At 64.9% G+C, this 13991-nt stretch carries 9 protein-coding genes; 5 read left to right on the forward strand and 4 right to left on the reverse strand.

The window, feature by feature from the left end; genetic code table 11:
* Nucleotides 1–144: 144 nt before the first annotated feature.
* Entirely contained in the window at nt 145–555 is a 411-nt protein-coding gene (locus ATC00_RS06200; protein ID WP_153045177.1) for a DUF1801 domain-containing protein, read from the reverse strand.
* A gap of 64 nt (nt 556–619) precedes the next feature.
* Entirely contained in the window at nt 620–1213 is a 594-nt protein-coding gene (locus ATC00_RS06205; protein ID WP_064252287.1) for a DUF1801 domain-containing protein, read from the reverse strand.
* A 217-nt stretch (nt 1214–1430) separates the two neighbouring features.
* Here ATC00_RS06205 and ATC00_RS06210 point away from each other — a divergent pair, with 217 nt between their 5' ends.
* The 3 genes from ATC00_RS06210 to ATC00_RS06220 all read left to right on the forward strand — a co-directional run bounded on the left by ATC00_RS06210 (nt 1431) and on the right by ATC00_RS06220 (nt 10272).
* Nucleotides 1431–2162, forward strand: coding sequence for a DUF899 domain-containing protein (locus ATC00_RS06210; protein ID WP_052035615.1), 732 nt, complete (start codon nt 1431–1433; stop codon nt 2160–2162).
* A 367-nt stretch (nt 2163–2529) separates the two neighbouring features.
* Complete coding sequence (locus ATC00_RS06215) at nt 2530–4443, forward strand: autotransporter assembly complex protein TamA (protein ID WP_064252288.1); 1914 nt, start codon at nt 2530–2532, stop codon at nt 4441–4443.
* Nucleotides 4444–4647: 204 nt separating this feature from the next.
* On the forward strand, nt 4648–10272 hold the full coding sequence (locus ATC00_RS06220; protein ID WP_064252289.1) for a translocation/assembly module TamB domain-containing protein: 5625 nt from the start codon (nt 4648–4650) through the stop codon (nt 10270–10272).
* Between the two features lie 207 nt (nt 10273–10479).
* Here the strand turns inward: ATC00_RS06220 and ATC00_RS06225 are convergent, their stop codons facing one another.
* Complete coding sequence (locus tag ATC00_RS06225) at nt 10480–10959, reverse strand: VOC family protein (RefSeq protein ID WP_064252290.1); 480 nt, start codon at nt 10957–10959, stop codon at nt 10480–10482.
* A gap of 94 nt (nt 10960–11053) precedes the next feature.
* The gene (locus ATC00_RS06230; RefSeq protein WP_064252291.1) at nt 11054–11488 is read right to left on the reverse strand and encodes an Lrp/AsnC family transcriptional regulator; all 435 of its coding nucleotides are present in this window, start codon (nt 11486–11488) and stop codon (nt 11054–11056) included.
* A 139-nt stretch (nt 11489–11627) separates the two neighbouring features.
* Here ATC00_RS06230 and rocF point away from each other — a divergent pair, with 139 nt between their 5' ends.
* Nucleotides 11628–12551 (forward strand): arginase, encoded by a 924-nt coding sequence (gene rocF / locus ATC00_RS06235; protein ID WP_037389726.1) that lies wholly within the window; start codon nt 11628–11630, stop codon nt 12549–12551.
* A 55-nt stretch (nt 12552–12606) separates the two neighbouring features.
* A complete protein-coding gene (gene rocD / locus ATC00_RS06240; protein WP_064252292.1) occupies nt 12607–13812 on the forward strand; it encodes an ornithine--oxo-acid transaminase in 1206 nt (401 codons plus the stop codon).
* The last annotated feature ends 179 nt before the right edge of the window (nt 13813–13991 follow it).

A 13991-nucleotide genomic window follows, 5' to 3' on the forward strand; every position in this document is an offset into this window, starting at 1 on the left:
CCATTGGAGCCTGCCCGGAAGACCGATCTCCCGCTACTCCCATCAAGGGAGGCCGCCGGAGCCCCAATCATCCGATCTTTTCTTTTGGCGTTGTGTCATTCGGCGGAATTGCGGCGCCCGTCATCGGGGACTGCACGATGATTCTCAGGCGCTCTTCGATCTTTTCTGGGAGCGACCAGCCCTTGTCGACAGGTTCAAAGCCATGGCGGCGCGAATGAGCCCTTTCAACGCCTCTTCATCGATCTTTTCGCCCTCATGGATATCGATGGCGCGCCTGGTATTACCTTCGAGGCTGGAGTTGAACAGGCTTGCAGGGTCCTCCAGGGAGGCGCCCTTGGCGAAGGTCAGCTTGACGACGCTCTTATAGGTCTCGCCGGTGCAGATGATTCCGGCGTGCGACCACACCGGGACGCCCCTCCACTTCCACTCCTCGACCACGTCCGGGTCGGCCTCCTTGATAAGCTTTCGGACTAAGGCGAGCGTCCCGCCCCGCCAATCGTTCAGCTCTTCTATCCTCGCATCGATCAGCTGAGAGGGAGAGTTTTCCTCTTCCATCCTCTTCTCCATGGTTGTTTCACTCTCTTCATGATTGCCGTCACGCACGCCGTTGCCCCCTCGCTCACATCCGTTCGCCGGGCAATTGACTGGCTTGCTTCACCCAGGCGGCAAACTGAGCCTCGTCGAGCTCATCGTCCTCGTGGATGTTCAGGTAACGCACTTCCTTCTGCTTGGACTCGCCTGGCGGAACGGGATGCAGCGAGGTGCCGCGAAAGAACGCCACTTTAATGTACTTCGTGAAGCAGTGAATGCCGAGAAACCATCTCTGCTCCTCCATTCCGTAGAGCGGCGAGTTCCATTTGACCGCCTTGCGAACGTCGGGGACGGTCCGCTCGATGAGCGCGTCGAGGCGGCGTCCGAGATCGCTTTTCCAGCCGGGCATTGCGGCGATATAAGCCTGCACGGGCGCGTCGCCATAGCCCTTGGCGATCTGCGGGTTGCCACCTGAGAGAAGCGTCGGCTTCGTCACCGCTTCCGCGCTTCCGCTGTTTGCCGCAGTGGATTCAGGCACTGCGGAACGCGCCGGAGATGCCTTCGCCGCGGCTTTAGCAGGCTTCCGAGCCGACGACTTGGCGGCCGTCTCGGGCGACTTGGCTGCTTTCGCAGAGACCCGCTTGGTGTCGTTCTTCTTCTCCATTCTCGCCTTGTCGGCCATTCGCTCACTCCCGTGAAAGACGGATACATAGTCACGAATACCTCAACTTCCAGTCATCTCGACTGACCGAGGATACCCACCGGTAGGCGTGAACGACGCGGCTGCAATCGGGTTGCCGCCACACTTGTGTGCAACACTGTGTGACAGGCAATTGTGACCGATGAACCGAATGGAACGCGCGCTTCAGCCATGAGGCGCGGCAACCGAGGAGGAAGCCATGACCATATCAGCCGAGAAGCAACCCACGGGCGGACAGCCTGGCATGCACACACCACCGGTCGTTGCGCCGGACGCTTGGGAGGCGGCCCGCGAAGATCTGCTCGTGAAGGAAAAGGCCCTGACCCACGCCCGCGACGAACTCGCCGCCGAGCGCCGGCGCATGCCCTGGATGGCCGTGACGAAGGACTATGTCTTCGCGGGTCCAGCAGGCAAAGTGAGCCTGCTCAACCTGTTCGACGGCCGGCGCCAATTGATCGTCTACCGCGCCTTCTTCGAGCCCGGCGTGGAAGGCTGGCCCGACCACGCCTGCGTGGGCTGTTCCATGGTGGCCGACCAGGTCGCCCACCTCGCCCACCTCAATGCTCGTGACACCACCCTCGTCTTCGTCTCGCGGGCGCCGCAGGCGAACATCGTGCGGCTGAAGGCGCGGATGGGCTGGGAAATGCCATGGTTTACGATTACGGACAGCTTCGACGCCGATTTCGGCGTTGGCGAGTGGCACGGCACGAATGTGTTCTACCGCGACGGGGACCGCCTGTTCCGCACCTACTTCATCAACAACCGCGGCGACGAGCAGATGGGGAGCACCTGGAACTATCTCGACATCACGCCGCTCGGCCGGCAGGAGGCCTGGGAGGATTCGCCCGAGGGCTATCCTCAGACTCCGCCCTACGAATGGTGGAACTGGCACGACAGCTACGGCGAAAGCGCCACTCCCGGCAAGAAGTAGGTCGAGGTAGCGAGCGTCCGGTGAGGCGGCATTGCGGACGCAGGGCGCGAGCACAAAGCCCTGAACCAGGCACCTTCCCGCGGATACGACGGGCGGCGAAGCGAACGCGCACTGTTCGTTCAGGTCGTCAGGATCGCTGCGACGGCCGCTTGAGGCCCGATCCTCCCCAGCCGTCTGCCCGCCCCTCTTTGTGCCCGAAGCACCACAGAACGAGTCCTTTTTGCCGAGAATCCGACCCGAATCGCCGCTGCGGGGTGGATGCAATCGACCCTGATCGTTAACAAATGGAAAACTTTGACCTGCTAGAGTGCCCATTGCCGCACATGCAGGCATTGAGTAAAGAGTCGCCTGAAACGGGATGCGGAGGATGTCTCCACCACGCTCGAGTACTGCGTATTGGAAGGCGGCGACAGTGTTCGCGCTTGCGGCCTCGACGGCGCTCGGCCCGATTTTCGCCGGCCAGGCGCAGGCGATCCGGATCTTCGGCATGCGCTTTTTCGAAAGCGCCGAAGAGCAGGTGCAGGTTCTCGACCCCGTTAACTACACGCTTACCTTTGAGCCCGGAACGGACGACGAGGAGCTGCGAGAGGCGCTCGAAAATGCTTCTCAGCTCAATCAGGATCAGGAAAAGCCGGTCTCCGGCGATCTCGGCCTGTTGATCAAGGCCCGCGACGACCGGGAGCGGCTGCTCGCCGCGCTCTACGAAAAAGCGCGCTACGGCGGCACCGTGACGATCTTGATCAATGGCCAGGACATCGACAGCCTGCCGCCCGACCCTTCCTTCCCCGATGGCCAGGCCGTGCCGGTGACCGTGCGCGTCGCGCCGGGTCCGGCCTTCACTCTCGGCTCGGTGAGGTTCGAGGGCGATGCGGCAGGGCTCGACGCGGCGACCTATGATCTCACACGCGGCGCCCGTGCCGACTCGACCCTGATCATCAAGGCGGGAGAGCAGATCGTCGTCGATCTCAAGGAACAGAGCCGGCCGCTTGCCAAGATCACCGAGCGCAGCGTCGTCGCCGACCATGCCACCTCCACCGTCGACGTGACGATCAGGGCCGAATCCGGACCGGTCGCGCCGGTCGGCGCTCTGACGGTTACCGGCACCAGGACCGTCGACCCGAACTTCGTGCGTGACTATTCGCGGCTCAACCATGGCCGGCCTTATTCGCCTGAAAACATCCGCAAGGCCGCCGAGCGGCTGCGAACGCTGAACGTCTTCTCCAGCGTCACCATTGTCGAGGCCGATCAGCTTGCGCCCGACGGCACCATCCCGATGAACATCCAGGTGTCGGAGGGCAAGCACCGCTATTTCGGCTTCGGCGGCCAGGTGTCGACGACCGACGGCCTCGGCCTGCAGGGATATTGGGGCCATCGCAATCTCTTCGGCCGAGCCGAGTCGCTCAGGATCGAGGGCTCCGTCGACCGGATCGGCGAGACCACGGATGTCGGCGGGCTGGACTATTCGGCCGGCATTCTCTTTGCCAAGCCCGGTGCCTTCGGTCCGGCATCGACATTCACGGCAAGCCTCAAGGCGGCAATCGTCGATCCGGATGCCTATAATGCCAAGACCATCACCGCGGCGGCCGGCGCCGGCTTCGAGCTTACGCCAGAGGATACCGTTTCCCTCGGCGCCGAGCTCAGCTGGGCCGATATCGACGACGCCTTCGGCTCGAACTCCTATCTGACGGCCGCGATCCCGCTCGAATATGTCCGCGACACCCGCGACGACAAGCTGAACCCCACGGAAGGCTACCGGGCGATGATCAATGCGAAGCCGAGCTACGAGATCGAAGGCCAGACCTTCTTCAGCTCCTTCGAGACCTCCGCCTCCGCCTATTACGCACCGGGCAGCGAAAATCGTTTCGTGTTGGCCGGCAAGCTCGGCGCCGGCGTGCTCATCGGCGGCGACGAACTTTCCGACATTCCGGCAACCCGGCGCTTCTTCCTCGGCGGCGGCGGCTCGGTGCGCGGCTATTCCTTCCAGGAGATCAGCCCGCGCAATGACGACAACGAGGAGACCGGCGGCCGCTCCTATGTGAATGGCTCGCTGGAGGTCCGGATTGCGGTAACCGACACGATCGGCATCGTGCCCTTCATCGATGCCGGCAGCGTCTCGACGAGCACGGCGCCGGATTTTTCCGACATACGCGCCGGCGCCGGCATCGGCCTGCGCTATGCGACGCCTTTCGGGCCCATCCGTCTCGATTTCGCGGTGCCGCTCAACAAGTATCCGGGCGGCACCGAATACGGGATTTATGCGGGCATCGGCCAATCTTTCTGATGCGCGCTGCAATGCCATGGTAAACTACAGCGCCGCGCGTCTTATCAGACGCGCAAAGGTCGCTGTAGCACTTTGAATTGCTGCATGTCTTTATCCTTAATCGAGGTCGATTTAAGGAGACATGCAGTAGGCAAACCCGCCTGCGGGCGATGCGCTTCGGTCCTGCCGATTCCAGAGCGGCGTAACATGGTCTATGGATAGGACATGAATCAGGTCATCGGCACATTTCGATCAGCGCTGCGCTACGTCTTCGCCTTTCTCGGCGTGGTCGTCGTCGTGCTGTTTCTCCTCGTCGCCTTTCTCGGCTTCACCATGCCCGGCGCGCGCGTCGTCGCCTGGGCGATCGAAAAATATGCGGCGACGCCCGACCAAATCGTCCGCATCTCCGATCCGGGTCCACTGCTCACAGGCGACTTCACCGCCGGAACGGTGACGCTCTTCGACGGCGAGGGAATTTACGCGGAGGTCCGCGACCTCTCGGTGAATTGGTCGCCCACCGAGCTTCTGTCCATGCGCTTCGATGCAAGCAGCATCTCGGCGGCTTCCGTCCGCCTCGAACGGCTGCCGATCCCCTCCACCGAAACGAAAGAGGTGCGACGGACACTCGCCTTGCCCGTGGACGTGAAGATCGATGCCCTCGACCTCAAGGAGATCGTTATCGGCAAGGCGATCGCTGGCAAGGATCAGTTCCTGACCGCCAAAGGCAGGGTCGACGCGACGAATTCAAGCATCGCGCTCGCCTTCAATGCCGCCGAGCGCGATCGCCCGGAGGCGCGCGCCATCGCCGATCTCGTCTTCAATCCGGCCGGAAACGAGCTCAAGCTCGAGGCCGAGATCGCCGAGCCGAAGGGCGGGCTGCTCGCCAAGCTGCTGCGGCTGCCGGGCGAACCGGCAGTCGATATCCAGGTGACCGGACAGGGACCCCTCTCCGACTGGACGGGCTCCGGCGCCGCATCGCTCGACGGCAGCGAGCTTCTCCGGTTGGAAGGCCGGCACGTGCTGGCAGCCGACGGCATGCACAATCTCACACTCTCCGGCGGTGGAGCTTTCGCCCAGCTCATGCCGGCCGCCTTCCGGCCGCTTTTCGAGGGGTCGACCAGCATCGACCTGACCGCCGCCTTCGACGGGAAGAGCAAGGTCCGGATCGAAGCGGGCAGGCTTGCGACCGGCGCCTTGACGCTGAACGCGTCGGGAACCGTCGATAGCCGCGGCGAGAACAACCTTCAGGCAAGCGTCGCCGGCACCAGCGGTCCGTTCGATTTCCGCTGGCCGCTGAAGGATGGCGAGCTGCAGGCACGGGTCAATACGGCGAACCTGTCGCTGATCGGCGATGGACAATCGGCGATCCTCGACATCGCCGCCGACGTCGTCTCGCTCGGACTGCCGCAGGGTAACCTCGGCGCCATCCGGGTCGCAGCACAAAGCGACGCCTTCAACCTCGAAACGCAGGGGGGATCGCTGAAGGCGACGGTGGAGATCGGCGAGGCGCGGTTCGCAAACGCGGATCTCAATCGAGCGATACAGGCGCCGATGAAGCTCGCCGGCACCATCGTGATCGCGCCGGACGCCATCCGTTTCGATCCGCTGACGCTCGAGAGCCCAGGCATCGGCGGTTCCGTCACCGGCGCACTCGATCGCGCCGACAGCACGCTCGAAGCCGCGTTCAAGCTCTTCGCAGTGCCTGCGGTTCTGCCGCCGACGCTCGCCGACAAAATCGAGAAGACGGTCGCCATCTCCGGCAATCTGGTGACCGAGGAGGACGGCAGCGTCCAGCTGAGCGGCCTTGATGTCAAATCCGAAGCGGTCGAAGCCTCCGGTTCGCTCACGCTTTCAGGCCAGACGCTGACCGCCGATATCAAGGGCACGCTTCCGGAGCTTGGCCGCTTTCTGCCAGATGCGAAGGGCAGCGCGGATTTCCAAGCGGCTGCATCCGGGCCCATGAGCAAGCTCGGCGTCAAGGCGGAGATCACCTCGAGCGGCGCGACGCTTGCCGGTCGAACCCTGAGGGAACTCACGATCAACGCCGATGCGACGGCGACGCCCGGGAGCCCCGAAGCGAAGCTCACCGCCACCGGCACACTCGACGGCCAGCCGATCGACATTCGCGCCGACGTCGTCTCGAAGGACGGTCTTACCTCCGTTCCGACGCTGGAAGCGAAAATCGGCGGCAACAGCTTGACCGGCGCGATCGACCTGACGGCCGATTTCAAGCCGAACGGCAAGCTCGACTTCAGCCTGCCCGATCTCGGGCTTCTCGCCGCCATGGCCGGCCAGCAGGCCTCCGGCGATCTCGCCGGCTCGGCGACGTTCGAGACCGTCAACGGCGTGACCTCGGTGGCTATCAAGGCCAATGGCAGCAACGTGGAGCGCGGCGCGCTGAAGATCGCCAAACCGGCCGTCGATCTCGCTATCGCCGATATTGCCAGACTGGCAATCAAGGGCAGTGTCAGCGCGGAGAGCGTTGCGCAGGGCGAAAACCGACTTGCGGACCTCAACCTCGCCTTCGAACAGCAGGGCGGCCGTACCGGCTTCTCGGCCGAGGGCCTCTATGACGGCGCGCCGCTCAGGGCTTCGGGCGAACTGACGAGCGAGGCCGGCCGCACCGAAATCCGCCTCGCCTCCGCCTCCGCGGCGCCACGGCGCCTGCCGCTGCAGCTCGCAGCGCCGACCGTGATCGCGATCGAAGACGGCGTGGCTCGCCTCGACGGCCTCACCATCCAGGCCTCGACGGGTACCGTCGCGGTCTCCGGCACGGCCGGCGACCGGCTCGACCTCAGAGCGAATCTCAACGACTTGCCCGCCGAGCTCATCAACACCTTCGCGCCGACACTCGGCGCCGAGGGGACCATTGCCGGCTCCGTCGATATCGACGGTGAAGCGCAGGCGCCGGTGGTCGCCTACGACCTGGCCTGGAGCGGCGCCTCGATGTCCTCGCTCAGATCCGGCGGTTTTGCCGCGCAGGACCTGACCGCCAAGGGCACGGTCACCGTCACCGAGGCGACGATCAGCTTCGACCCGACGGTGATCGAGAGCCCCGGCTTCCGCGGCAATCTCACCGGCAGCCTCGCCCGCGCCGAAAAAACGGCAACGGCCAACTTCGAGGTGCGTGCAGAGCCGAGCTTCCTGCCGGGCGGTCTGGCTGCGAGATTCGACACGCCGGTGACCGTCTCGGGCAAGGTCGAGACTGGCGCCGATGGCAGCGTCAAGCTGAGCGCCCTCGGGGTGCAGTCCGGCACCGTCACCGCCAACGGCTCGGCGACGATCGCGGCAGGTCAGCTGACGGCCGATGTCGAGGGCACACTGCCCGATCTCGGTAAGCTGCTCGCCGATGCGCAAGGAAAGGCCGGCTTCAACGCCGACATTTCCGGTCCACTTGACGCGCTCGCCGTCAAGGGAGAGCTGACCTCGAGCGGCGCCATGCTTGCCGGCCGCTCGCTGACCGACCTGACCGTCACCGCCGACGCCACGGTCAAGCCGGGCAGCCCGCAGGCAAAGCTCACCGCCACCGGCGGGCTCGACGGCCAGCCGATCGACGTCAGGGCCGACGTGGTATCGGCGGATGGCCGTACATCCATCCCGACGCTCGAGGCAAAGATCGGCGACAACCGCGTGACCGGCGCGATCGCGTTGACGGCGGATTTCAAGCCGAACGGCACCATCGACTTCAACCTGCCCGATCTCGGGCTGGTCGCCGCCATGGCCGGCCAGAAGGCATCCGGCGACCTTTCGGGCTCGGCGACGGTCGCGACTACAAACGGCATCACTTCCTTATCGGTCAAAGCCAGCGGCAGCAGCATCAAGCGCGACGCGCTGACGATCGCCAAGCCCGTGGCGGATATCCGCATCGCCGATATCGCCGCCCTGGCTATCCGCGGCAGCGTCAAGGCCGAGAGCGTCGTCCAGGGGCAAAACCGCGTCTCAGCCGTCAACCTCGCCTTCGAGCAGCAGGGCGGCAGGACTGGTTTCGATGTCAGCGGCCAATATGACGGGGCCCCGCTCTTGGCCAAGGGGGATCTGGCAAGTGCCGGCGGGCGCACCGAAATCCGCCTCGCTTCGCTTTCGGCAGCGCCGCGGAAATTGCCGCTGAAGCTCGCCAAGCCGACCGTCGTCGCCATCGACAACGGCACCGTCCGCCTCGGCGACCTCACCATCCAGGCGTCCAAGGGCACGATTGCCATCGCCGGCACGGCCGGCGCGACGCTCGACATTTCCGCGAAGCTCAATGCCCTGCCCGCGGCGCTCATCAACACTTTCGCGGCGACGCTCGGCGCCGAAGGGACGATCGACGGAACGGTTGAGATCAACGGCACCGCCGCGGCGCCGGTCGTTAACTACGATCTCAGATGGAGCGGCGCTTCGGTGGCGGCCGCGCGCGGCGCCGGCGTATCGGGGCTTCAAATCGCGGCGAAAGGGCGGTTTGCCGACAATCGCGTGACGCTCGACGCGACCGTCTCGGGAGCGGGTGGCCTCTCCTTCAGGGGCGGCGGCCATGTCGATATGGCCGGCAACATGCCGATGTCGATGAAGTTCGCCGGCGACGTGCCCTTCGCGCTGCTTGCCGCCAAATTGGCGGAGCAGGGCTTCACCCTCACCGGCTCGGCCACTGTCGATCTTTCCCTTTCCGGGCCAGCCCGCGCGCCGCAGATCACCGGCACGGTTGCGACCGTCGGCGGCCGGCTCGTCGATGTCCGGCGGAATTTGGCGCTCAACGACCTTGCGGCCAATGTCACGCTCGACGGCCGGCAGGCGACGATCAGCCGGCTTTCCGGCAATCTCGCCAGCGGCGGTTCGATCGAGGCGAGCGGCACAGTCGGCATTGCGGCCGGTTCCAACTTCCCGGCCGACCTCCGAATCCGCCTCAACAACGCCACCTATGTCGACGGCACGCTCTTCACCGCCAATCTTGCCGGCGATCTGACACTGAAAGGTCCGCTCGTCGCGACGCCGGTGCTCGGCGGGGAGCTGACGATCCGCAAGGCGGCGATCACCGTGCCGGAAAAACTGCCGACTTCGCTCTCGGCGATCGACATCCAGCACAGGAACGCGCCCGCCGGCGTAAGGCAGATGGCACGCGACGTGCGCCGGGAAACGGCCGCATCCGGCGGCGGTGCGGGCGTCGATGGCGGCGGCGTCATCGCCTTCGATCTCGCGGTCCGCTCGCCGGGGCAGTTCTTCGTGCGCGGACGCGGCATCGATGCCGAGCTCGGCGGCGACCTGACGATCCGTGGCACCGCCGTCCGGCCGACCGTCTCCGGCGATTTCGACATGCGGCGCGGTCGGCTCGAAATCCTCGGCAAGAGGCTGACCTTCACGGACGGTCACATCGGCTTCGGCGGCGACCTCATCCCGACGCTCGACCTCGACGCCACCTCGAGCGCGGGCTCGACCACTATCACGGTCAACATCGCCGGGCCGGCCAACAACCCGACGGTGACCTTCTCCTCCTCGCCGGCGCTGCCGCAGGACGAGATCCTGGCACAGCTGATCTTCAACCGCTCGCTCAACAATCTTTCGGCGTTCCAGATTGCCCAGCTCGCCTCCGCCGTCAGCCAGCTTGCCGGCGGCGGCTCGACGTCGCTGCTCGACGGCCTGCGCAACAAGCTCGGCGTCGACGACCTCGACATCACCACCGACGAGAGCGGCGGCGCCCAGGTGCGGGCGGGCAAATATTTGAACGACCGGACCTATCTCGAATTGCAGCAGGGCTCCGACTCGGCCTCCAGCAAGGCGATCATCAACCTCGACGTCGGCCGAGGCGTGAAGCTGAAGGGCGAGGCTGCCGGCGACGGTTCTGCCGCCGGCGGTATCTTTTTCGAGAGGGAGTATTAAGCGAGGCTGACTCTCGCCCGAAAGTCGCCTCCCCAACCCCTCCCCACAAGGGGGAGGGGCTTCCCCGGCGGCGCCCTCCTCCAGTCCCGCAGTTCCTATGAGACGGCTGCAACGGTCAAGAAAGGGAGGAAGCGGGTGCGGCATCGAAGTCCCTCCCCCTTGTGGGGAGGGGTTGGGGAGGGGTTCTTGGAGTCTGATTTTGCTCGCTCAAGCCGCATTCCGCTCCACCCCGAAGGCATCCAGAAGCTCGCTCTCGTCGATTGCCGTGAACAGCGCCCAGATATGGCCGAATGGGTCGATGAGCGCGGCGACGCGATCGCCGGTCGGCAGGGTCTCGACGGAGTTGCGCAGGCTAGCGCCGGCACCCATTGCCCGCGCGAGCACGCGGTCAACGTCGTCGACGTGCAGTTCGAGGATCGCCGCGGTGGTACCGAGGGCATGCGGCGAGCGCGGCCCGCCGAGATGCGGTTCGGCATCGCGGCGCGGATTGGCGCCGGCCACCCGGAAGATCGAGTCGCCGATGCTGAGATCGGCGCTCGTCAGAATGCCGCTCCACTCGTGGCGCTGGAGGAGCTCGGCACCGAAAACCTCGCGGTAGAAGGCGATTGCCCGCTCCTCGTCTCCATGCCTGACGAACAGTTTAATGCAGATCTGTCGCGCCATTAGGCCGCCACCGGAAATGGCCATGACATCCTCCCTTGTTCGCTGAGACGGAGCATCCTACACGAGCATGAGAACAAATCAAGAACAATTCTGCACGCACAACCCTGAACCGGTGCGACTAAAAAGCGCCGGACAATTTGCTCGTCTTGAGCAGGATGTTCGTTTCGGTCACGGTGATCCCGTCGATCAGCCTGATACGGCGCAAGGTCTCGTCGAAGCTCGCCAGGTCGCGATCCTCGAGCTCGGCGATAAAGTCCCACCGCCCGTTGGTGCTGTGCAGCGCCCTCACCTGCGGTAGGCCGCGCAATTGCTCGGCGACGCGATCGGCCATCTTGCCGTGAACCTCGATCATGACGACGGCGCGAACCCCCGAGGCAGGGATTTCCGATCCCGTGCGGATGGTGAAGGCGGCGATCGTTCCATTCCTCACCAGCCGCTCGATGCGGGCCGCGATGGTGGCGCGCGAAACGCCGGTCATCGCTGACAGCGTCGAAACCGGCGTCCGCGCATTTTGCCGAAGGGCGCTGATCAGGGCCTGGTCGATGTCGTCCATTCTCCGTCACTTTGTCGAATAATGCTTTTCATTGTGAGAAGAGTAGCCATCTTATCGGCAGTTTTCCATCTTTTTGCCGTCACAGCTATTGGCGATAATCTCTGCCGAACTCAAGAGATTCGAGCGAGGGAAGAAGGACATGAAGACCATCACGTTGATCGGTGCACCCATCGAGGAAGGTTCCGGGCGTCGCGGCGCTGCCATGGGCCCGACGGCACTCCGGATCGCCGGCATCGATACGGTTCTGGCCGATCTTGGCCACACCGTCCACGACGAGGGCGACCTCAGGCCGCTGCCGGCCCGCGACCTTCCAAACCATGCGGGCGCCAACAATCTGCAGATGGTCGCCGCCTTTGCACGGGCGCTCAACGACACGGTACACGACACGGCCCGCAAGGGACATTTTCCGATCATTCTCGGTGGCGACCATGCCCTCTCGATGGGCAGCGTCTCCGGCATGGCACGCTACGCTGACGAGGTCGGCCGGCCGCTCTTCGTGCTCTGGCTCGACGCCCATGCGGACTTCAACTCGCCTTCGACCTCGCCCTCCGGCAACATGCACGGCATGCCGGTCGCCTTCTTCTGCGGCGAAGCGGAATTCGCCCCGATCCTCGAGTCGAACCGGCCGCTCGTCGACCCGAAAAGGGTCTACCAGGTCGGTATTCGTTCGGTCGATGCGCGCGAGCGCGAGGAGATCGCCGACCACGGCGTCAACGTCTACGACATGCGCGCCGTCGACGAGAGCGGCATGGCCCATATCATGCGTCAGATCCTCGACGAGGTGCGCGCCGCCAACGGCCTCTTGCATGTAAGCCTCGACGTCGATTTCATGGATCCGGAATTTGCCCCGGGGGTCGGCACCACCGTGCCGGGCGGCGCCACCTTCCGCGAGGCCCATCTCATCATGGAGATGCTTTGCGACAGCGACCTCGTTTCGTCGCTCGACGTCGTCGAACTCAATCCCTTCCTCGACGACCGCGGCAAGAGCGCCCGCGTCCTGGTGGAACTGACCGCAAGCCTCTTCGGCCGCCGCATCCTTGACCGGCCGACCCGCAGCGCCTGAGAATGCAACCCGTGCCGCCGCCGATCGAGGCGGCGGCCGCAAGCGGAGAGCGTTGATGAAGACCACGGCGGCCCTGATCGAAACCGAATACCGGCTCGGCGCTCACAACTACCAGCCGCTCGACGTCGTGCTGACGCGCGGCGAAGGGGTCTTCGTCTGGGACATTGAAGGCAATCGCTACCTCGACTGCCTCTCGGCCTATTCGGCCGTCAACCAGGGTCATTGTCACCCAAAGATCTTCACGGCGATGGTGGAGCAGGCGCAGAAGCTGACGCTCACCTCGCGCGCCTTTCGCAACGACCAGCTCGCTCTCTTTTACGAGGAGGTCACCGCATTAACCGGCTCGCACAAGGTGCTGCCGATGAATTCCGGCGCCGAGGCGGTGGAAACGGCGATCAAGGCCGTCCGCAAATGGGGATATGAGGTGAAGGGAGTCGCCCGCGACCGGGCCGAGATCATCGTCTGCTCCAACAATTTCCACGGCCGCACGATCGGCATTGTCGGCTTTTCGACCGATCCGGACTCGCATGACGGCTTCGGACCTTTCGCGCCCGGCTTCAAGATCGTCCCCTTCGGCGACATCGATGCCTTCCGGGCGGCGATCGGCGAAAACACCGTCGCCTTCCTGGTCGAGCCGATCCAGGGCGAGGCCGGCGTGATCGTGCCGCCCGCCGGTTATTTCGCGGCGGTGCGCGAACTCTGCACACAGCACGGCATCACGCTCGTCCTCGACGAAATCCAGACCGGTCTCGGCCGCACCGGAAAACTGCTCGCGGAAGAACACGAGGGCATCGAAGCGGATGTGACACTGGTCGGCAAGGCGCTTTCCGGCGGCTTCTACCCGGTTTCCGCGGTGCTTTCGAATTCGGAGGTGCTCGGCGTCCTGAAACCCGGCCAGCACGGCTCCACCTTCGGCGGCAATCCGCTCGCCTGCGCAATCGCCAGAACGGCACTCAGGGTGCTCACCGAAGAGGGCATGATCGAGAATTCGGCGCTGATGGGCGAGCGCTTCATGGCGGGGCTGACGGACATTCGCTCCAATATCATCAGGGAGGTCCGCGGCCGCGGCCTGATGCTCGCCGTCGAACTCGTGTCCGAGGCCGGCGGCGCCCGCAAATATTGCGAGGCGCTGAAGGAGCGCGGCATCCTCGCCAAGGACACCCACGGCGACACGATCCGCATCGCCCCGCCGCTCGTCATCACCGCGGGCGAGGTCGACTGGGCGCTCGAGCAGTTTGCGGCGGTACTCGCTTCCATCTGAGCCGCGCCCCCCGCGCTGCCTGCCTTCAAAAACGGCGCAAAAAGCAACTCTTAACGAATTTCGGCCTAGGATGCCCGCCAAAGCGCAAGGCGGGCTCCCCGCGCATGATGCGGCTTGCGCGTCGCCGGATGTCGTCGGCGGACCACATCACCAAGTCGCGCCCTGCGGGCGCCGACGGC

It is taken from the genome of Sinorhizobium americanum, from assembly GCF_001651855.1.
Lineage (GTDB): Bacteria > Pseudomonadota > Alphaproteobacteria > Rhizobiales > Rhizobiaceae > Sinorhizobium > Sinorhizobium americanum.